At 56.8% G+C, this 20,235-nt stretch carries 15 protein-coding genes and 1 pseudogene; 1 reads left to right on the top strand and 15 read right to left on the bottom strand.

Annotation, left to right across the window (positions count from 1 at the left end):
• Window positions 1-35: 35 nt before the first annotated feature.
• The 14 genes and pseudogenes from RCH93_RS03515 to RCH93_RS03580 form a co-directional block, all read right to left on the bottom strand.
• A complete protein-coding gene (locus RCH93_RS03515; protein WP_306546932.1) occupies window positions 36-662 on the bottom strand; it encodes a LysE family translocator in 627 nt (208 codons plus the stop codon).
• Window positions 663-701: 39 nt separating this feature from the next.
• The gene (gene pap / locus RCH93_RS03520) at window positions 702-2,234 is read right to left on the bottom strand and encodes a polyphosphate:AMP phosphotransferase (RefSeq protein ID WP_306546933.1); all 1,533 of its coding nucleotides are present in this window, start codon (window positions 2,232-2,234) and stop codon (window positions 702-704) included.
• Between the two features lie 27 nt (window positions 2,235-2,261).
• A complete protein-coding gene (locus RCH93_RS03525) occupies window positions 2,262-2,567 on the bottom strand; it encodes a putative quinol monooxygenase (protein ID WP_306546934.1) in 306 nt (101 codons plus the stop codon).
• A 207-nt stretch (window positions 2,568-2,774) separates the two neighbouring features.
• Window positions 2,775-3,242 carry a flavodoxin family protein gene (locus tag RCH93_RS03530; RefSeq protein ID WP_306546935.1) on the bottom strand — a complete coding sequence of 156 codons (468 nt, stop codon included), beginning with the start codon at window positions 3,240-3,242 and terminating at the stop codon, window positions 2,775-2,777.
• A 146-nt stretch (window positions 3,243-3,388) separates the two neighbouring features.
• Window positions 3,389-3,913, bottom strand: a complete 525-nt coding sequence (locus tag RCH93_RS03535; RefSeq protein ID WP_306546936.1) for an outer membrane beta-barrel protein — start codon at window positions 3,911-3,913, stop codon at window positions 3,389-3,391.
• Between the two features lie 117 nt (window positions 3,914-4,030).
• On the bottom strand, window positions 4,031-5,104 hold the full coding sequence (locus RCH93_RS03540; protein WP_306546937.1) for a carboxysome shell carbonic anhydrase domain-containg protein: 1,074 nt from the start codon (window positions 5,102-5,104) through the stop codon (window positions 4,031-4,033).
• Window positions 5,105-5,203: 99 nt separating this feature from the next.
• Window positions 5,204-5,788, bottom strand: a complete 585-nt coding sequence (locus RCH93_RS03545; RefSeq protein WP_306546938.1) for a hypothetical protein — start codon at window positions 5,786-5,788, stop codon at window positions 5,204-5,206.
• Between the two features lie 137 nt (window positions 5,789-5,925).
• On the bottom strand, window positions 5,926-6,471 hold the full coding sequence (locus tag RCH93_RS03550) for a nitroreductase family protein (RefSeq protein ID WP_306546939.1): 546 nt from the start codon (window positions 6,469-6,471) through the stop codon (window positions 5,926-5,928).
• A gap of 112 nt (window positions 6,472-6,583) precedes the next feature.
• Window positions 6,584-9,484, bottom strand: a complete 2,901-nt coding sequence (locus RCH93_RS03555) for a response regulator (protein WP_306546940.1) — start codon at window positions 9,482-9,484, stop codon at window positions 6,584-6,586.
• A gap of 26 nt (window positions 9,485-9,510) precedes the next feature.
• A complete protein-coding gene (locus RCH93_RS03560; RefSeq protein WP_306546941.1) occupies window positions 9,511-10,689 on the bottom strand; it encodes a CaiB/BaiF CoA-transferase family protein in 1,179 nt (392 codons plus the stop codon).
• Between the two features lie 265 nt (window positions 10,690-10,954).
• A complete protein-coding gene (locus RCH93_RS03565) occupies window positions 10,955-13,081 on the bottom strand; it encodes a Tex family protein (protein WP_306546942.1) in 2,127 nt (708 codons plus the stop codon).
• A gap of 129 nt (window positions 13,082-13,210) precedes the next feature.
• On the bottom strand, window positions 13,211-14,044 hold the full coding sequence (locus RCH93_RS03570; protein ID WP_306546943.1) for an EFR1 family ferrodoxin: 834 nt from the start codon (window positions 14,042-14,044) through the stop codon (window positions 13,211-13,213).
• 210 nt (window positions 14,045-14,254) lie between these two features.
• Window positions 14,255-14,599 carry an FUN14 domain-containing protein gene (locus tag RCH93_RS03575; protein WP_306546944.1) on the bottom strand — a complete coding sequence of 115 codons (345 nt, stop codon included), beginning with the start codon at window positions 14,597-14,599 and terminating at the stop codon, window positions 14,255-14,257.
• Between the two features lie 201 nt (window positions 14,600-14,800).
• A pseudogene (locus tag RCH93_RS03580) lies at window positions 14,801-15,103 on the bottom strand (YajD family HNH nuclease); the annotation flags it as partial.
• 202 nt (window positions 15,104-15,305) lie between these two features.
• Here RCH93_RS03580 and RCH93_RS03585 point away from each other — a divergent pair.
• Entirely contained in the window at window positions 15,306-17,552 is a 2,247-nt protein-coding gene (locus RCH93_RS03585) for an ATP-binding protein (RefSeq protein ID WP_306546945.1), read from the top strand.
• A gap of 379 nt (window positions 17,553-17,931) precedes the next feature.
• Here RCH93_RS03585 and RCH93_RS03590 read toward each other — a convergent pair whose 3' ends face one another.
• Complete coding sequence (locus RCH93_RS03590; RefSeq protein WP_306546946.1) at window positions 17,932-20,109, bottom strand: diguanylate cyclase domain-containing protein; 2,178 nt, start codon at window positions 20,107-20,109, stop codon at window positions 17,932-17,934.
• Between the last annotated feature and the right edge of the window lie 126 nt (window positions 20,110-20,235).

The raw sequence follows: 20,235 nt of genomic DNA on the forward strand, positions 1-20,235 counted from the left end.
GCAACAAGGCTGCCGCGTCGGCGGGCAAGCAGAATTTAGCGGCTGGCAACGGCCAGTTTGACGGCCAGCGCAGCAAAGACGACGGCCGCAGTTTTGTTGAGCAGTTGTTGCGCCCGCGCGGATCGGCGGAGCCATTGGCCAAGCACCCCGGCCAGCAGGCTGATCGCGCCGAACACCAGCAGGGTTGCGAGAATGAAAACCGCCCCGAGCGCCAACATCTGCAGCGGCAGATGCCCTTGTTCCGGGCGGGTGAATTGGGGCAGAAAGGCGAGGAAGAAGATCGACACCTTTGGGTTGGTTACATTCATCACGATGCCGCGTAGGTAGTAGCGCGCAAGGCTGATCTCCTGATCGGATTCGCTGCTCAAAACACTCGCGCCGGCGCGAAAAGCCCCCCAGGCCAGGTAGAGCAGATAGGCCGCGCCCGCGTATTTCAGCAGGTTGAAGGCCAGGGCCGAGGCCTGAAACACGGCGGCAACCCCCAGAGCCACGGCGCTGGTGTGGACGATCAGGCCGGTGCACAGACCCAAGGTCACCACCAAGCCCACCAGCCGGCCCTTGAGCGCCGACTGGGTGAGCACGAAGAGGTTGTCCGGCCCCGGCGCCAGGGCCAGGAGCAGGGAGGCGGAAGTGAACAGAATCAGGGTGCTGGGGTCAAACATGGGTCTCCTTGACGTTGAAAGTGTTGGCGGGCTGCGGCGTCAGCGGTGTTTTTTGGGCTTGTCCAGGTAGTCGACGCCCTCTTCGCGCAAGGCCTCAAGCTTGGCTTCAATCTGTTCGCACAGGGTTTTCAGCACCTTGAGGCGGGCAAAGTTCTTGTCGTTGGCCTCCACCAGGGTCCACGGCGCCAGCATGGTGCTGGTCCGGTCCACCATGTCGCACACCGCATGTTCGTATTGCTCCCATTTTTCCCGGTTGCGCCAGTCCTCCTCGGTGATTTTGAAGCTCTTGAAGCCGGTCTTCTGCCGGTCTTCAAATCGGCGCAATTGTTCGTCCTTGGTGATGGCCAACCAGAATTTGACCACCAGCAGATTATGCCGGACCATCTGCGCTTCGAAATCGTTGATTTCGCTGTACGCCCGCATCCAGTCGGCCTCGGCGCAGAACCCCTCGACCCGTTCCACCAGCACCCGGCCGTACCAGGAACGGTCGAAAATTGTCACCCGTCCCTTGCGGGGCAGATGCCGCCAGAATCGCCACAAATAGGGCTGAGCCCGTTCTTCCTCAGTGGGGGCGGCAATGGGGATGACCTGGTAAAAGCGGGCGTCGAGCGCGCCGGTGATGCGGCGGATGCTGCCGCCCTTGCCGGCGGCGTCGTTGCCTTCAAACACTCCAATCACCGACAGGTATTTGAACTTGGGATCGCGGGTCAGCGAGTTCAGCTTGCCCTGGTATTTCTCCAGCTTGAGCTTGAATTTGTCTTTGTCGATCGCCTGGGTCATGTCCAGGGTTTTCAGCAGGTGCAGGTTGTCGATGGAGGGCATCAGCGGCGGCGCCAAAACCTTGGGCGGCGGCGTTTTGTCCTGCTCCAGCCGGTCCTGGATCGCCTTGAGAATGACCTTGCCGATGGTCAGGTTGCGGTAATGGGCGTCCGCGCCTTCCACGATCAGCCAGGGCGCCTCGGCGGTGCTGGTGTGGCGGATGACGTTTTCATGGACTTCCTGGAACTTGTCGTAGGCCTTGTGGCGTTTCCAGTCGCGGTCAGTGACCTTCCAGCGGGTTAGGGGGTTCTTTTCCAGGGACTTCAACCGTTTTTCCTGCTGCTCCTTGGAGAGATGCAGCCAGAATTTGATCACCAGGGCGCCTTCGTCCACCAGCATTTTTTCCAGCCGTTTGGCCCGTTCCATGCTTTGTTCCAGGTCGGCTTCCTTGGTGACGCCATTGACCCGGTTCAGGATCGGCCAAGTGTACCAGGAACCCAGGAACAGCCCGATTTTCCCTTTGGGCGGCAGGGCCCGCCAGAAGCGCCACATCATGGGCCGATCCAGCTCCTCGTCCGAGGGTTCGCCCATGGCGTGGGTCTGGATGTGGCGCGGGTCCATCCATTCGTTGAGCAGGTTAACGGTTGCGCCGCGTCCTGCGCCGTCCAGTCCGCCGATCAGAATAATCACCGGAAACCGGGCAGATTTCGCCAGCTCCGTCTGGGTGTTGAGCAGGTCCTCGCGCAGTGTCGGGACTTCCTGTTCATACAGGGATTTTTTGATCTTGTGGCCTAATTCCGCAGATTCAAACATGGCTTTGCACCTCTTCTGATGGTCCGTTCACGCGGTCAAGGCGTTGTCCGCCGCGCATTTATGGCTGACGACCCTGATGATTTTGCCGTCAACCTCTTGGCGAAACCTGGCAATGCTCGCTCCCTGGGAGTGGGCGGCCAGAGCGACGCTATCGGCGTAGAGTTCAAACAGCCGGATTTTGGTTGGCTCGTCAAGCGGGATCAGCACCTCGAATTGCAGGGTGCCGGGTTCCTGCGCAAGACAGCGCTCGCGGTGGGCAAGGAGGGCGCGCAGGACGGCTTGTTGGTGTTCGGGTTCGCAATCAATGGCAACGACAAGGGCAAGTCTGCTCATAAGGGCGTCTCTGTGGGGGAAATGGGGTTATGGTGAACGGGGGCCGCTTGTTGGCGCATGAGGTGGCCGGCCCGCACTCCCATGCGGCAAAAAGAGCATGATTCTGGAATGTTTTCAAGGGGATCTTTCCAGGGATAGTCATTTCAACCGCCCGCAAAAAATGCGATGCGCCTCGCCTGCGCACGACCACTGCCCTGCGGCGGCGAATCAAAAAATGCCGAAATCCAGGCCTGCACTCAGTGTGTGCCCCAGTTCTTCCAGATCGGCCAGATCCTGTTCCGTTGGCGGGCCTGCAATTCTTCGATGTTCAAGCGCCTTGCGCCATTTGTAGCCGGCTGCAATCCGGTCCATCTGGGTCAGAGCGCCGCGCCCGTCGTTGCCCGCGCAGACAAAGAGCACAAAGGGCAGGCCGATGGTCTGTTCCTGCGCCGTCTCAAAGGTGCGATCAAAAAAATCTTTGATCATGCCTGCCATGGTCCCGAAATATTCAGGAGAACCAATGGCAATGGCGTCGCACTGCAACAGGTCGTTGGCGTCGGCCTCTCCGGCTTTTTTCAGGATCACCGCAACCTCCGCCTCCAGGGCCGCGCCGCGGGCAAACCGCTGCGCCAAGCGGTCCATGGTCCCGCCCTGGGAGTGATAGATCACCAGGAGGCTCTTTTTCTTTTTTTCCATGGGCAACTCCTTGCCGTCTGTCGCTGTCTGGCAGGCGCTTCATTGCCGGCATTTAGGCATTTCTCCGCGCAACGCTGCGCGCGTCTCGCGTCGCGCCGTGGCCTGAACCCGCCGCGCAGAGGGGGAGGGCGGATGTCGAAAAAACGTCAAAAATTGATTTTCACGCCGAGGTTTCCGGTATATCCGCTCACATCGATGTCGTCGCCGCGACCTCCTGCCAGCTCTTGGAAGCGATACGCCACTTCGCCGTACAGCTTGATGATCGACAAGGGCGACCATTCAAGTCCGCCGCCCAGATAGCCGCCACAGCTCGAATCCACATCGCTTCGATCCGCATCGGCGTAGATAAAGGACACGCCGCCCAGGGCGTAGGGATTCAATGCGGCGTCAGGAGCCAGATGCACCTGCACGCCCAGGTCGACAGGAACCAGCGTGAGTTCGTCGTCTTTGCCCAAGGTGCTGTTTTCAAAGAAATAGACCCTGCCGTCGAGCCGGAGGTGATCGGTCAATAAAGGCAGGCTGAGGCCGACGCCCGTGCCCCAGGTCCCCTCGGCGTCTCCTTTGTCCCAATAGCTGCCAAAACCGTAGAGATCGACCGCTGTAGCAGGGGCGCCGGCAAGCAGGATTAGGCCACCAGCGCCGAGCAGCAGCTTCATCAAAGGTTTTTTCATGGTTCTTTTCCCTGTGTATCCGTTTGTTTTGTAAGATGTTCTTGCCGCCGTCTGCGGCGTCGTTATTTCGTTTTTCAATCTAGCGAAGCACGAGGCACAGAGCCCGGCCGTTCTCCCTCAGTCGTCGAGCTGTTCGAGACGGCGCGAGCGCCAGTCGAGCACTGCGGTGTATTTTTTCATTTTGGGGGCGAGTGCGCTGAATTCGTTGCCAATGACCTCGGCGGCAAAGTCGGAAAGAAAGCGCGATTTCAACTCGGCTCGGGCTCGGTCGACGCCGATCTCGTCGTAAGGCACAGAGGCGAGCAGCAGGAAACCGTCGTCCGGGATGCGGCCTGCCCGCATGTTGTTCTCGATGATCGCCGCCGCCTTGCGCAGCGGATCGGCCAGGTCGGGGCTGTAGGGACCAATGATCAGGGCCAGGTTGGGGGTGTGGAGGAAGTCGAAGCCGCGCCCCAGGCAGATCGTCCACTCGCGGTGCTCAATGTCAAGCGTGCGCTCGTGCCGTTGCGCCTGTTCGCGCACTTGCGCGATGTGCTCCAGGTTGCCGTGCAGCAAGGGCAGGAGGTCGGCGCGCATCTGTGTCGGCATGTCGGGCAGCAAGGCGGCCAGTTGATGAGGGAGGGTCGCGGCGTCGGCGGCGGAGACGCGTGCCAGATCAAGCGCGGCATTGTCGGCGCCGTGGATCACCAGGGCGTCTTCATCGGTTTCAAAGCCGCAGACCAGCGGGTAGACCGTGCCGTGGCCAGTGCCAAAGATGTGTTCGACCTGGCGGCGAATTTCCCGGGTGTGGGCAATCGCCGCCGCCGTGTCGTGGTTGAATCCGGCGCAGCCGCGTTTGGGGTCGCCCTTGGACCAGTGATAGGTGATGAGAATGAGCACGCGTCTTCCCGAGGCGGTCATACGCAGGACGTGATGCGCCAGTACCTCGCCGAGGTGGGGCCAGCCGAGATCGAACATGCCGCCCAAGTTGCGGAAAGGCATGAGAATGCCGGTGGGGGTGTTGGTCGCCACCGGAATGTTGATGCGGCCGTCCATGCATTTCAAAACCGCGATCGCGGTGGGGTGTTCGGAGAGATAGCGTTGACGCGCCAGCCACGCCTCAGGGCTGCGGTAGTTCTCGCCGTGACGGCTGGCCAGCTCGAACAGCCAGTCAATCCGCGCTGCAATAGGTTTGTTGTGGATCTCGTTCATCGGCTGCTCCTCACGCTTTGAGCCATCCGGATTCTATTTAAAATCGGCAATTCTTGGGGCGGCCTGTTGTTGCCGCCGACACAGCGTTGATGCGTGCTGTCATTTGAATTGAAACGAACCAATAAGGGCGTCGATCCTGCTCTGCCAATAGTGCAAATTCTTGTCGGCCTTTTGGGGGTCGTCTCCTTGGGCGCTGCACGATACCGACCAGGTTAAGCCGGGCGTGGCCGTCAGCGCCGCCTGCCCGAACACGTAGGCGTCTCCATTTTTCCGGTAGTGGAATTGCGCAAAATGGGCGGGGCGCGAATGGAGACGGCCCGCACTGGCTTTTGACACCTTCACCATCTCGCCGCCTTGGCTTAATACCTCCTCCAACTCGGCCGCCGTCGGCGGTTCAATGAATATCTGGTCAATATCGCTCTGTTTCGCGGACGCGGCATTGGGGTACCGCTTCACCACAACCGCGCATTCCGCCATGGGTCCGTTGGCGGGAGCGACGACTTTGACCCGCAGATTGGGTAGGGAGGACGGGCTCAGGGTCCATGCTGCGGGGTATTGAAAGCTGAAGCCAAACTCCTTGTTGCTGTAGGTGGTCAATTTTTCCGCGCCCATGGCGGCCGAGGCCAGCATGGCTGCGGCAATCATTTGCACGGAGAGAATTTTTAACAGGGTAACCGGTTTCATTTTTTGCTCTGTTGGATTGATGGAACAGGGTTGCGGAATAGCGAGGAAAGGAATCTATCACACTCTGACCCGCCTGCCAATCACTGCGCCTCGGGAGAATGATTTGGCGGAGGATGCATCACCTCGGGCGGCGGGCCTCAGTAGGTGTTGAAGCTGCTCATTTCCTCCGTGCATTTACGATTTTTTCTGCGCACATGGTCGTCTTCCTTGGCGTAACCAAGGGCAATGACCAGGCCTATTCGCTTGTGTTGAGGGATGTTAAGCAGTTGCTTGACGGCCGCTTCGTCAAACCAGCCGAGCATGCAGGTTCCCAAGTCGAGGTTTGCGGCTTGGAGACAAAAATGCTCGGCGGCGATGCCGATGTCGATCAGAGAAAATTCCCGGTCTTTCAACATGCCGCCGATTTGGGTGACGATCTTGGGTTTTTCAATCACCAAGACCGCCAGCACTGGGGCCTGGGGAACGAATTTGTTGAACGAAACCAATGCGCTGAAGGTGGCTTTGGCCACCTTGTCCTTGAGGGCGGGGTCGTTGACGATAATCAGTTTCCAGGGTTGGGAATTGCTCGCCGAGGGAGCGAGGCGGACAGCCTCGATCAACTGCGCGAGCTTTTCTTCTTCAACCGGTTTGTCCTGATAGCTTCTGACGCTTTGCCTGACGGTGATCAACTGCGAAAAATCCATGGCAGAACCTGTAAAACGGGTGGACGGGACCAGCGGTAGACCCAGGCAGTCGGCGCGGCGGTTCGGCGGCAATGGCCGGGCCTTGGCGCCGGAAAACTGCCTGACGACGCATTTACACGGACGACTTGCCTTCCAGCGCCTTCCTGAGTTGGGTGGCGATTTCTTGTTTGGTCATTGGTTTCATCACGAATCCGGTTATCCCGCAATGGGTTGCCTGCTCCTCGTTGACGAGGTTGCTGTACCCGGTGCAGAGGATGATCGGGATGTCCGGTCGTATCTGCAGCATCTTTTGGGCAAGTTCCATGCCGGTGAGGCCCGGCATGGTCTGATCGGTGACGACCGCGTCGAACCGGTCCGGCTGGTTCTGAAAGTCGGCCAACGCTTCCAGGCTGCTGGTGCGCACGGTCACCTCGTAGCCAAGGCGCTCAAGCATGGCCTGACCCATCTCGGCAAGCATTTCCTCGTCGTCGATCAGGAGGATGTGTTCCTTGCCGGTCAGACTGCTCGCCGCAGATTGGGTCAGTGCGACCGCATTTTGTTCAATGGCCGGATAGTAGATGCGGAAGATCGTCCCTTTTCCCGGTTCGCTCTCGCAGACGACAAATCCGCCGGAGGTGGCGACGATGCCGTGAACAATGGCCAGGCCCATGCCGGTGCCCTTGCCGACCCCTTTGGTGGTGAAATAGGGATCAAAAATTCTATCCTTGATCTCCGGGGGAATGCCCGAGCCGGTGTCGCCGATGGCAAGCAGGACAAAGTTTCCCGGTCGTATGTCCGGATAACGTTGCAGGTCGCTGGGGGTAAGCTCGCAATCCTCAAGGGAAATATCAAGGACGCCGCCGGTTTGTTCCATGGCGTGGAACGCGTTGGTGCAGAGATTCATCACAATCTGATGAATATGGGTTGGGTCGGCGCAGATTGGTCGGGTCGGGCTCTCGAGATGCTGCTTGATGACGATTGTCGACGGCAGGGTGGGGCGGAGGAGCTTGATTGCCTCCTTGACGATGGGGACGGGTTCCAGAGCGATGCGCTCGGTTTCGGCCTGGCGACTGAAGGCGAGGATTTGTTTCACCAGAGCCGCCGCCCGATGGCTTGCTTCAAGCACCTTGTCAAGATCCCGGGCGAGGGCCGACTTTTCAGGGCTGGCGTCTCTGGCCATTTCCGCGTAGCCAAGCACGGCGCTCAGGATATTGTTGAAGTCGTGCGCAATGCCGCCGGCCAGGGTGCCGATGGCTTCCATTTTCTGCGACTGCATCAGTTGCGCCTGCAGGCTTTTGTTTTCTTCCTCCATCAGAAGACGTTTCATTTCCCCTGCGGCACGCACCGCCACCAGTTGCAGGGCGTCCTCGGCCACTTTGCGGTTGTGCAGCGGTTTGCGGCCAATGACGGCGATCAGTCCGATGGGTTCGCCGGTGTGACTGAAGAGCGTCGCCCCGACGTAGCTCTCGGCCTGCAGATCCAACAGCACCTGATCTTTGGGGAAAAACTGGCAGACGCTCGTCGGATAGCAACAGAGTTCCTGGCTTGCCAACTGGCCGCAGGGGGTGTCCTGCAGGGCATAGGAGACGTTGTCCTCAAAATGGCCGTCGCTCCAGACCGCGACGGTGTGGGCGGTCAGGCCGTCGGGATCGAGACGGTCAATGCAGACGAAGTCCATGTCGAGGAAGCGAGCCAGATATTCGGCCAACTGGTTGAAAAAAGGTTGAACCGATCCCGCCATGCTTGATCGCGCCAAAAAGGCTTTGATCTCCTCCACCTGCTTGCGCTCAGTGATGTCCTGAAGGAAAGCGATAAAGCGGCCGTCGTCAACCGGACTGCGCTGCACGCTGATTGCAAGCATAAATAAACTCGCGTCCTTGCGGCGATGCTGGGTTTCAAAACGGGCTTCTCCCTGCGCCGTAATGGTTTGAATCCGGGCGATGATGTCGTCTTCGGATTCGCCGGCTTCCACATCCGCTATGTGCATGGTCAACAGTTCCTGCTCGCTGTACCCGCTCATTCGGCAGTACGCCTGATTGACCTCCAGGAGACGGCCTTGTCCGTCAAAAACCCAAAATCCATCCATCGCCGTCTGCAGGATGGCTCGATGCCACGCCACGCTGCGCTGTAACTCACTGGTCTTGCGGACTACGGCTTTCCTGAGGAAAAAGGAAAATCCGGCAAAGACCAGAATCGCGCCGCCCCCGGCCAAGGAAACGTAGGTGAGCCAAGGGGGCCATTTCCATGGGCCCTTTTGATTTGCCAGCCAATAGTTTTGCCGTTGGTACAAATACGAATTTTTATCTTTTTTCCAACGGGACAGGTGAGCGTCGATATGGCTCAGCAGTTCATGCTGGGTTCCCTTCTTGCTGGCAAAGTAGATGGAGAACGGGCTGAACATAATGGTGCTGGCGACCAGGCCGTACTCTCCGGCATGGCGCAAACCAAAATGCTGAGGGGCAACGCCGGCCTCGGCTTCCCCTTTCTGCACGGCGGCAAAGACGTCGGCGTGACTGGGGAGTTCAACGATGGTGCAATGAATGTTTAACTGTTCGGCCGTTTTAATAAAATTGGCGCCGCTGATGTCCTTGCGCATGATCGCGACGCGTTTGTCGGCGAGATCGGAAATGTTCTGCGAAGGCATGTCCGCCCGCAAAAAAACCTGGCCCCACAACTCGGCAACCGATTCGTAGGTGAAATCCATTGTTTTGCTGCGCTCTTCGGAATAGGCCACGGAAACCATCAAGTCGATTTCCTGGTTTTGCAACCGCTGCAACCCCTCGGCCCAACTTCCGGCAATAAAACGTATCGACCAGTTTTCATCTTTAACAATTTCCCGGAGCAGGTCGGCGTTCAACCCCTGCGCCATTCCATCTTGGTCGACGAAATTAAAGGGTTCAAAGGGAAAGACGCCAACGCGGACAACGCCTTGCGGACCTTTTTCCCCGTCGGCATGGAGAGCCGACGGGTTGAACACGGCGAAACAGGCAAGTGACAACAACAAACAAAGGGGAATGATCCAACGATCTTTCATGATGGGCCTTGGTGGTTGTTTCTGGGTCAGATGACGCCGTCTGCTCTCAACTGTTCCTGTGCGCCTTCGGTTACGCCAATTTCCGCGAGGATGGCGGCGGTGTGTTCGCCCAGTTCCGGGGCATGGCTGCGGATGGTTCCCGGCGTCAGCGACAATTTGGGGGCAACGCCCAGTTGACGATAGACGCCCCAGCGTTCATGGAGCAACTCGACCACCATATTGCGCTGCAGTATCTGCTCGTCGCGCATGGCCTCGTCCAGGTGCAGCACCGGTTCACAGCAGCAGTCCGCGTTGGCAAACACTCGAATCCATTGGGCTTGATCCTTGCTCGCAAAGAGGTCGGCTATTTGCTGCTGCAGCTCCTTTTGATGGGGGCCTGGTTCAAAATAATTTGGTTGGTTCCATTCGGGGCGACCGACAGTTTGGCAAAACAGCCGCCAGAATTGCGGCTCCAGCGCGCCCAGCGACATGGAGCGGCCGTCGCGCGTCTGGTAGAGGTTGTAACAGGCAAAACCATGGTTGAGGAAATCGTCGCCTTGGGTGGGCACAATCCCGTCGGCCAGATGCTTGCCCCAGCGCAGGCAGTTCCAGGTGAGCGCCCCGTCGGCCATGGCCATGTCGATGAACTGGCCCTTGCCGAGTCGCTCCCGGGCAAACAGTGCAGCCGCGATGCTGAACGCCGCGTATAAGGCCCCGCCGCCCAGATCTGCAATCTGCACCCCCGAGATGGTCGGGTTGCCCTCCTGGCCGCTGTAGGACAGCACGCCGGCCAGCGCCAGATAATTGATGTCGTGCCCGGCCCGCTGCGCCCTCGGCCCATCGGCGCCGTAGCCGGTGACGGCGCAGTAGATCAGACGCGGGTTGATCGCCTGCAACTGCTTGTATCCCAAGCCCAGCCGATCCATGACGCCGGGGCGAAAACCCTCCAGCACCACGTCGGCCTCAGCGGCCAATTGCTTGAAGATGTCCTTGGCTGCCTGCTTTTTCAGATTCAAGGTGAGGGATCGCTTGTTGCGGTTCAAAACGATGTGAAACCCGCTGTTGTTCCCCAGCAGCGGCGGCCACCAGCGGATGTAGTCGCCGCCGTTGGGATCTTCAATTTTGACGACGTCGGCGCCAAAATCAGCCAGCAGCATGGAACAGAACGGTCCGGGCAGGAGACGCGACAAATCCAACACTTTCACTCCGGTGAATGCAGCCGTCATGGAACGCTCCTTACGTCATGGGGGATGAGTTGCGCTGCGCCGCAGCGCGTCAAAGGCGAACTAAAGGCGATGCGGCGCTTGGCCCAGTGTTTGCTTTCCGGTCAGTACTCCGTGGCGGGCGATGGCCCAGCCGGTTGTTGTGCCCAGTTGATCGCCGGCGTCATCCCCGGTTGCTGGTGTTGGCGTTTTCCGGCGGGGATTTGAGTCGCAGGCTGCCGCCGAAAGCGCTTTGCAGCCGTTGCTGCACGCTCTGCGGCCACGGGAATCAGACGTCGCGCAGGGAAAGCGCGATGCGTCCTCTTTTGGCGTCCACTTCAAGCACCCGCACCTGCACCTGCTGCCGGACCTTGACCACTTCCGCCGGATCTTTGACATAACGGTCAGCCAACTGACTGATGTGGACCAGGCCGTCCTGATGGACGCCAATATCCACAAAGGCCCCGAATTTGGTCACATTGGTCACGATGCCGGGAAGACGCATCCCTTCCTCCAAATCTTCTACCTTTTCAACCCCTTTTGCAAAGGCAAAAGCGGCAAACGCCTGCCTTGGGTCACGGCCCGGTTTGCCGAGTTCGGCCATGATGTCGTGCAATGTCGGCAATCCGACCTGCTCGTCGACATATCGATCAAGCTCGATCTGTTGGCGCAGGGGTTCATTGTGCATAAGCGCCGGCACGGCGCAACCGCAGTCCTTGGCCATTTGCTGGACAATGCCGTATCGTTCGGGATGAACGCCGGAACGGTCCAGGGGATTGGCGCCGTCATGGATGCGCAAAAAACCGGCGCATTGCTCAAACGCCTTTTTCCCCAATCGAGGAACCTTGAGCAGTTGCCGCCGCTCAACAAACGGACCATGTTCGCTGCGGTATGCAAGGATATTGGCGGCCAGCGTTTCCCCCAGTCCGGAAACAAAGGTTAGAAGTTCTTTGCTGGCGCTGTTCACTTCGACCCCGACTTTATTCACGCAGCTGACGACCGCATCATCCAGGCTTTGTTTGAGCGCTTTTTGATTGACGTCATGCTGATATTGACCAACGCCGATGGCCTTAGGGTCAAGTTTGATCAGTTCCGCCAGGGGATCCTGCAATCTGCGCCCTATGGACACCGCGCCCCGGACCGTGAGGTCGTGATCGGGAAACTCCGCCCGGGCGACCTCGGAGGCGGAATAAATAGAAGCGCCGCTTTCATCGACCATGGCGACAATCACTTCGGCCGGCAGTTCCAGCGCGCGGACAAAGGCTTCCGTCTCCCGGCTTGCGGTTCCGTTGCCAATGGCTATCGCCTCAATAGCGTAGCGTTTACATAACTCGACAACCGTTTGCGCCGCTTCTTCCTGTTGTTTTCGGGAGAGCGTTGGGTAAATGGTGGTGAAATGGAGCAATTCTCCCTGCTTGCCCAGGCAGACCAGCTTCGCCCCGGTCCGAAACCCCGGGTCCAACGCCAGGGTTCTTTTTTGCCCCAGCGGCGCGGCGAGCAGCAATTCCCGCAAATTCTCTGAAAAAACAAGAATGGCTTCCTGGTCCGCCTGCTTTTTCAACTCTCCGCGCAGCTCATTTTCCAGGGAAGGCGCGAGCAGCCTTTTGTAGCTGTCTTCAGCGGCCAGGGCCACCTGCTGTCCTGCAATGCTCTGGGAGCGGACCAGGAACCGACGCAGCAACTCCAGGGCTTCGGTTTCAGGAGGGCGGATGGAAAGGCTCAGAACTTTTTCGTTTTCCCCCCTGAGCATGGCCAGCAACCGATGGCCCGCCGCCTTGCCGACAGGCTCCTGCCAATCAAAGTAATCCCTGAATTTGCTGCCGCTCTCCTCCTGGTTTTTCACCACGGCGGCCTTGACCACGGCTTTCCGGTGGAAAAAAGTTCGCAAACGCGAACGGACGGCGCCGTCTTCGCTGATCCATTCGGCAATAATGTCGCGGGCGCCGCTCAGGGCGTCCTCAACGGTCGTCACCTCCTTGTCGGGATCGACAAACGCTTCAGGCGCCGCTGTCTGTGCATCTTGCCCATAGAATATTTTTGCCAAGGGCTCGAGGCCGCGTTCCCTGGCAATCTGCGCCCGGGTTCGTCGTTTGGGGCGAAAGGGCAGGTAAACGTCTTCAAGGGCGGCAAGATCAGGGGCGGCGTTCACAGCCTGCTGTAAGGCGTCGTTTAAGAGGTCCCGCTCGCCAAGCGAAGCAAGGATCGCTGAACGGCGCTTGTCCAAGTCGGCCAGTTCGCTCCTTCGATCACGAATCGCGGCAATCTGCACCTCGTCCAGGGCGCCGGTGGCTTCTTTTCGATAGCGGGAAAGAAAGGGAACCGTGGCGCCGTCATCCAGCAACGCCGCAACAGTGTCCACCTGCTCCGTCCTGATGTGCAATTCATTGGCAATAATTTGTGCGTGGGACCGTATCATAGTGTGTTTGGGTAAGGGGGCGATAGAGTGGCGCTTGCAAGGCGAAGTTTGATAGGTTGTTCCGGATTGCGCCTTGGCCCGGCAACCCGACCTGTCGGTGGAGAGAGCAATCCGGCGAGGCCGGGTTTTTCAGAGGAAAATCTGAGTGGCCTTGTTTTCATCACTGCGCCCGGCCATGGCTGCAATCCTGGCGGCAACCGCGTCATTGTCAAAAATAAATGCTTCTTGCGGGCAAGCGCGGACACATTGCAAACACAGCACGCAATCGTCGGCAATCGTCGGAAAGGGCGCCAGGCTGATCGCGGCCACAGGGCATCTCTCGGCACAGTCGCCGCATTGCAGGCAACGCTGTTCGTCCACCGTCAGGGGCGGCATTGCCGCCTTGGCCGCCGCCAAACTTTTATTCGCAGCGTCAGCCCGTAAAGCAGGGGAGAGGTAGTCGAGAACCTTTATATCCAGCGGCGCAATCTCCGCCCTTTGCAGGTTGCCGATCACGTTGTCCACCATCAGCGCAATCTGGGCCAGATCCTCCTGGTCTGGATGCCCTGCCGCCAATGGCTGCGAGGCGCGCCACATGGAAGAATGCACCGCCAGCACCTTGGCCGCAGCCAGCGGCATGAAGTTTTTCTTGCGGAGCTGTTCCGCCGTCTCAGCGAGAGAGACGCCGCTGGTTACTCCTCCCCAGGTGACAAACGGAACCGCGTAGCTCCTTGGGAGCGCGGGCGGCAGCCCTTCGATGAAGTCTGCGACGAGCGGCACGGCATGGTCGCAGTAGACTGGAGAGCCTATCCACAAACAGCAGGGATGGCGCAAAAAGGCTGATTGTTCAGTCGCTGCCCGACGGCTCGTTCTGAGATCAACGAGCACGACCTCCTGGCCATGTTCGGTTAAGCGGCTGTGGATGGCGTCAGCGACCAACCGTGTTGACCCTGCTGGTGAAAAATAAACGACACTATGTTTCATGGCGGTGGTGTTTCGGGTCCGATTAATTGCATTGCATCAGTATGATCGATGCCGCGTTTGAAAATGCCTTTGCCTGGCGGGTTCCTTGCCCAGTTTGTTCCATGCGTTCTTCCCTGCGGATTGGGCGGAGGCGGGACCATGTTGGGTTGAAAAGCCAGGCGCCTTGACCCTGATGACGGCTGCTCCAACCTATGGAACAGCAGGAGCGTTTTATCCCAGTTTCAGGCCCGCCAGAAAGCCGGCCACCGCGCTGCCGCCCTTCCAGGTGAGTTGGGACAGGCGGCTGTAAAGGAAGCTGCCGGATTGGTTGGCGAGATCGGCAGCGGCTTGGGCGGTCTGGTGCAGGGCCTGGTCGTTGATCTGGGTAACGCCGTAGTACTCGCCAACAAAGAGCAGCACCACCGCTGCTCCGCCCAGGAATAGGGCCACCTTGAGCATTTTCTTGGCAAAGTAGCCCACGGCCAGGCCAACGAGGAAGGGCGCGCCGATATTGGGCAAGAGAAAGGCGGCGGAAAAAAAGTCCAGAGAGGCTGGATGAGGTATGGGTTGAGTCAAAGCGTTTCCTCTAAACGGCAGGGGGCCGGCGATGGGGGCGTGCAGTGCCCCGGATGCCCAGGGCGTGAGTCCGGGCATTAAACCCTCAAGGCCGTGTTCAGGTCAAGGTGATTTCCGCGTGCCGCCTTCAGGGCGCGTTTCCATTTCGTCGGAGGTAGAGGTCGGCTCTGCCGCCAATTCGCTGTTCTCTGCCTTGGGTCGGTTTATTTTCAATAAATGCGAGAGATTGGCAAAAGGGTTGTGGGTGATGGCCGGTCCTGCGCTTCGATCTGGATTTTCGGTGGGCAGCCATTCAGCGTCGAGGGAGCGGGAGTGCTCGTTGTCGTGGCAGTAGATGCACAACAGCTCCCAATTGCTGCCGTCGGGCGGGTTGTTTTTGTAATTATGGTCTTTGTGGTGAACCGTCAATTCGCGCAGGTTTTTTCCAGAGAAATCACGACCGCATTTCCCGCAAACCCATGGAAGCAGCTTGAGTGCTTGGTTTCGATAATCTACTTTTTTCATTGGCAGGAGGAAAGTTAACTTTTTACCGCTGCGCTCAGCGGAGAAGTGGACTCAGAAAATTGAACAAGCCGTCAAATGGAAAATTTGCTAACACTATAAAATCCAAAGAGGCAAAGCCCTATCATGAACTTTTCAAGTGTGCTTTGGCTCAGCGATTTTTTTTTAACATCTAACCAAAACTGCGTGCTTGCAGATTAACTTTATGAATCTTCGTTTTTTTCATTCCGTCCGCCTGTTGATCCCGGTTTTGGTGACGGTTGCTGTTCTGCCCTCTTTGTTGGCCCTTCTCTATTCCGGATTCGAGGCGCGCAAAAAAGCCCTGCGAGATGGAGAGCTGGAAACCCTGCGCCTGGTGCAGAGCATGGCCGTCACTCAAGAGCGTATTACCGCTTCAGCCCAGGTCATGTTGTCCTCCCTCACGCTGGTTCCTTCAGTGAACAAGTTTGATCTGCCAGCGTGCAACGAACTGTTCAAAGAGATCATCCGGCTTAATCCTATTTACACCAATATACTCATGGCAAACCGTAATGGTGACGTCATCGCTTCAGCCATCCCCTCGCCGCCGGTCAACCTCGCAGATCGCAAACATTTTAAGGACGCCTGCCTCACCCGAAAATTTTCCACCGGGGAATATATCATCAGTCGCACGACTTACGAACCAGCTTTTCCATTTTCCTATCCCCTGTTGGATGAGAAAGGCCAAGTTCAAGCTGTTTTGATCGCAGCTGTGGAGCTGAAACAATACAGGGAGCATTTCTCAGAGCAATCGGTTCCCAAAGGCTCGTTTTTTGGCATCGTGGATCATGCCGGCCTGCGGCTGTTCCGAATTCCAGTCCCCGGCGCGGAATTTGATTTGGGCAAACCCATTGCGCCATTGGTTTGGGACTTCGTGAGAACAGGCGAAAAAAACGGCGTCATGTTTCAAGAAGGTTCGGACAAGGTCCGCCGCATCATAGCCTTTAGCAGATTGAACCTGGGGCCGGGGACTCCTGCCTATATGTATATGTTTGTTGGCATACCTGAGAAGATCCTGGCAAAGAACGCAAGCAACGTCATGTTTAGCAATGCGCTGCTTACAGGCGGTTCATGGCTGCTGGCGTTGCTTCTCTCATGGGGGATCGGTCGAAATCTATTTTTAAAAAAAATCAGAAGGCTGACAGACTGCGCCTCACAGTTTGGGGCCGGCAATTTCAACATGTTGACCGGCGTAGACCCCAAGGATGGAGAAATCGGCCAGGTGGCTGAGGCTTTTGATCAAATGGCAGGCAGATTGCGCCAAGCCGACATGGAAAGAGACAGGCTGCAACAGCAATTGATTCAGGCGCAGAAACTGGAATCCGTAGGAAGGTTGGCTGGCGGTGTGGCGCACGATTTCAACAATATGCTGATGGTGATACTTGGGCATGCGGAAATGCTCTTGGGCCAACTTTCCAGTGATGACCCGAGTCGGGCAAGCTTGGAAAACATTCGCCAAGCGGCAGACAAATCGTCGAATCTCACCCGACAACTCTTGGCCTTTGCCCGCAAACAGACCATTTCTCCGGTTGTCTTGGAACTCAATGACACCATTGTTGGCATGCTGAAAATGCTGCAGCGATTGATTGGAGAAAATATTCGCATAGTCTGGGCCCCGGGAATGGCCGTGTGGCCAATCAAAGTCGATCCGGCGCAGGTCGACCAACTGCTGGTGAACCTTGCTGTGAATGCGCGCGACGCAATAGACGGCGTGGGAACCATTACTATTGCGACGGCTAATATGACGCTTGATGCGGCCTATTCTGCGGACCATTTCGAATGCGTCCCCGGAGATTACGTCATGCTCTCGGTCAGCGACGATGGCTACGGCATGGATAAGGCAACTCAGGCCCAGCTCTTTGAACCGTTTTTCACCACCAAGGGGCTGGGCAAGGGAACCGGACTGGGCTTGGCGACCGTTTATGGCGTGGTGAAGCAAAACAAGGGGTTTATCGGCGTGTACAGCGAACCCGGAAAAGGGACCTGCTTTAAAATTTATTTTCCTCGATATGTTGGAGCGACGACAGAGGAGGCAAAGGAGCTGCGAACCGAAATCCCTCAAGGCCACGGAGAGCTCATTCTGCTGGTGGAGGATGAACTCACCATTCTCCACCTCGCTCAAGCAATGCTTGAGCAGTTGGGCTATCAGGTAATCGCCGCCGCCACGCCGGGCGAAATGTTAAGCAGCATCACCGAGCTTTCCTGTCCGATCCGGTTGCTGATTACCGATGTCATCATGCCGGAAATGAACGGCCGCGAGTTGGCGGACCGCATCAAGGCACTTCACCCGGAGGTGCAATGCCTCTTCATGTCCGGCTACACTTCAAATATTATCACGCATCAAGGCATTCTTGACGAAGGCGTTCAGTTTATCGAGAAGCCCTTCACCGTAAAAATCCTGGCCGACAAAGTATATCGGATGTTGAATGGCTGAAAATAGGCGAATTTTGAACGGTCGGAGGTGTCGGTTCATAGAAACAGGAGGAGTATTGACTTCTTTTTTAAAAATTCGTCCCCATTTACGCTGCTATCGTCACTGAAAATACTCACCTCGCTGGTCACTAACCAATGCATGCATCAAAGCTTGGTACATACTCTTTTGCCAATGGTTGACGAAGGGTGCAGCATCTATCCCTGGCTGAAGAAGAAATTTCAGTGGGTTGCCAGGGTCAGATCTTGAATTTTGAATCACGTTGGAGCGTGGTTGGGTGTGATGTAATCGACAGCTATTTTAGCCGCTCGGTTCTGGGGGCGCTGGGATCGGTCATCAGTTCGTCTTTCGACCTTGTCTAAAAGAACAGCACAACTAGCGCTCAGCCGTCAGGATTTGTTGCCCAATTCTCCTCGTATATTCTAAAACATCCTTTACCGCTTTTTTTTGCCTGATACATCGCCAAATCCGCCTTTCGGAGCAGTTGCTCACGATTGTCCTTGAACGGTATGCTCAAAGAAATACCCATACTGCCACCCACCAAAATTGTGTGTCCATCGATTTCAATGGGTTCATGGAGTAAATGAAGCAGGCGTTTGGCCACAGGGATAACCTGCTCGAGGGAGGACAGCCCTTCGATCATTAGGGTAAATTCGTCACCACCCAAACGTGCGGCAGTATCGCCTTGGCGCATGCAAGATCGCATTCTATCAGCAACAGTACAAAGCACTTTGTCCCCATACTCGTGCCCCAGGGTGTCATTGACCTGCTTGAAATTATCCAAATCAAAAAAAATGACCGCTACACATAGGTCCGCTCTGTCGGCCTGCGCCAGGGCAATGCGCAGCCGTTCCATGAAATGGGCACGGTTAGGAAGGCTAGTTAGGGGGTCATGGAAGGCTAACCTATTGAGTTCCAGTTCATAGAGATTACGCTCCGTCACGTCATGGAAGGTGGCTACGATTCCCATAATTTCAGGGTCGTGGGAAAGATTGACCAAAGTGACTTCGAAAAAACGCCACTGCTGTTCCTTATCGAGGATGCGAACCCCCCCCTTTATTTCGTTTTTTTCATCCTGAGAAATAACCTGCTGGAGCAGTTCGTTCAGATTGGTGCGATCATCATTGGGTAGGTAATCAAGAATATTCTGTCCATATAGAGTGATCACGGAGTATTTCCACAACAGTTCCGCCGCTGGGCTGATATAGTGGATGATCCCGTCTGGGGTAAGAATAGTGATGATATCAGAGACACTGCGAATAATAGCCCGAAAACGGTTATCGCTGGCCCGCAACGCCTGCTCCGCTTTGATGCGTTCTGTCAATTCTCTCTGGCCAGTCTGAAATAAATGGGCATTTTCCAGGGCTGCTGCCACATAATTGGTATACAGCATGCCCATCTGTGAGGTAATGGCGTTAAAGGCTAACGAATGGAACCGAAAGGCAAAGAGTATCCCTACCAGGCAATTATTCTGGTGAATGGGAAAAGCCAGCATGGTTTGGATAGGGGTTGGGGGCAATATATCCGTGTCGACCAGTTGCAGCAGTTCCGCGACAGCGTCGGTGCTGTAGGGGAGATCGATAGTAAATTGCGGATGTTTTACAAGCTGCGAGGCGAGGCGGCAGACCGTTTGCGAGCCATTCATAGGTAAGCCATGCAGCGCCGCACAGTAAAACTCACCACGGCTATTACGTAAGGCAACGGCGCCACTCTTAGCCCGAGTGATATTTTGAATGAGTCGAGCAGCCTGTGAAGTGATCATGTGGGGGTCAAGATGGCGGCCGATCACATTCCCACTTTGAATAATTTCCTCCAATTGCACTTTACGTTGGTCATCTTCAAGGGTCAGGCCGATGCGATAGGCCATGGTGGCCAGCAAATCGATCTCTGAATCAGCAAATCGTTCACCTTGACAGCGGGCAACGACCAGCACACCCCGGATCGAGTTTTCCCCGAAGACCGGTAAGCCTACCACGACTTGGGCTTCCAGTTCACGAAAACGGGGGTCAAGGATTTCGTCCTCGGCCACATTGTCGATTATCCGTAATTTTCTTTCTCGCATCATCTGGTGGAGATAGTGGTCAGGTGCGAAAGAAAAAGGTTGCAGCGTCATCGACTCAGGCAACCCTACGGAAGCAAGCGGAAGAAATCCCCCCGTACCTATAGGATCGAGTAGGACGATGATGTCGGCGATAAACAATTCCGAAAGCGTCGATAGGGCTCTGTCGAGGAGTTGGTCAAGTGTTCCAGGTTCGCTAAGGATAGCGAGCAGGCGGGTCAATCGGGTGGTGTCACGCACAGCTGCACGCGCCGCCTGTAAGGCAGCATCCCGTGCTGTCTGCAGTTGCACAAGGGCACTATCAGGAAAGCCAGAAGATGAGCCCTGGGAGGTGGCAAGTTGTCCATGTGCCATGTAGTAGTTAAAGGGCCATGGCAGTGATGGTGGCGTTGTGGGTGCCAAGAACCCCGGCTGTTCGTGCAAATTCACCACAGCAATAAAAGCCAAAGGTGGGAATGTTAGCTGCGTCTTCCTGGAGCCGTTGCACTTCTTCACAGACACGGGCGCCCAAAATGCCCGTTAAAGGGAATTGTCAAGCCGTAACCTGAAAAGCCTTTGAATAATCGAAGGTTTTCTGATGCACGATGAGTGTGTGCATAATGCTCAACAATTTTTTGGCCATTATGA

The organism is Desulfobulbus sp. (assembly GCF_030824455.1).
Taxonomy (GTDB): Bacteria; Desulfobacterota; Desulfobulbia; order Desulfobulbales; family Desulfobulbaceae; genus Desulfobulbus.

Bases quoted from the DNA above. Each gene is read 5' to 3' on its own strand.
- RCH93_RS03515 (WP_306546932.1), bottom strand. From the start codon at position 662: ATGTTTGACCCCAGCACCCTGATTCTGTTCACTTCCGCCTCCCTGCTC.
- pap (WP_306546933.1), bottom strand. From the start codon at position 2,234: ATGTTTGAATCTGCGGAATTAGGCCACAAGATCAAAAAATCCCTGTAT.
- RCH93_RS03525 (WP_306546934.1), bottom strand. From the start codon at position 2,567: ATGAGCAGACTTGCCCTTGTCGTTGCCATTGATTGCGAACCCGAACAC.
- RCH93_RS03530 (WP_306546935.1), bottom strand. From the start codon at position 3,242: ATGGAAAAAAAGAAAAAGAGCCTCCTGGTGATCTATCACTCCCAGGGC.
- RCH93_RS03535 (WP_306546936.1), bottom strand. From the start codon at position 3,913: ATGAAAAAACCTTTGATGAAGCTGCTGCTCGGCGCTGGTGGCCTAATC.
- RCH93_RS03540 (WP_306546937.1), bottom strand. From the start codon at position 5,104: ATGAACGAGATCCACAACAAACCTATTGCAGCGCGGATTGACTGGCTG.
- RCH93_RS03545 (WP_306546938.1), bottom strand. From the start codon at position 5,788: ATGAAACCGGTTACCCTGTTAAAAATTCTCTCCGTGCAAATGATTGCC.
- RCH93_RS03550 (WP_306546939.1), bottom strand. From the start codon at position 6,471: ATGGATTTTTCGCAGTTGATCACCGTCAGGCAAAGCGTCAGAAGCTAT.
- RCH93_RS03555 (WP_306546940.1), bottom strand. From the start codon at position 9,484: ATGAAAGATCGTTGGATCATTCCCCTTTGTTTGTTGTTGTCACTTGCC.
- RCH93_RS03560 (WP_306546941.1), bottom strand. From the start codon at position 10,689: ATGACGGCTGCATTCACCGGAGTGAAAGTGTTGGATTTGTCGCGTCTC.
- RCH93_RS03565 (WP_306546942.1), bottom strand. From the start codon at position 13,081: ATGATACGGTCCCACGCACAAATTATTGCCAATGAATTGCACATCAGG.
- RCH93_RS03570 (WP_306546943.1), bottom strand. From the start codon at position 14,044: ATGAAACATAGTGTCGTTTATTTTTCACCAGCAGGGTCAACACGGTTG.
- RCH93_RS03585 (WP_306546945.1), top strand. From the start codon at position 15,306: ATGAATCTTCGTTTTTTTCATTCCGTCCGCCTGTTGATCCCGGTTTTG.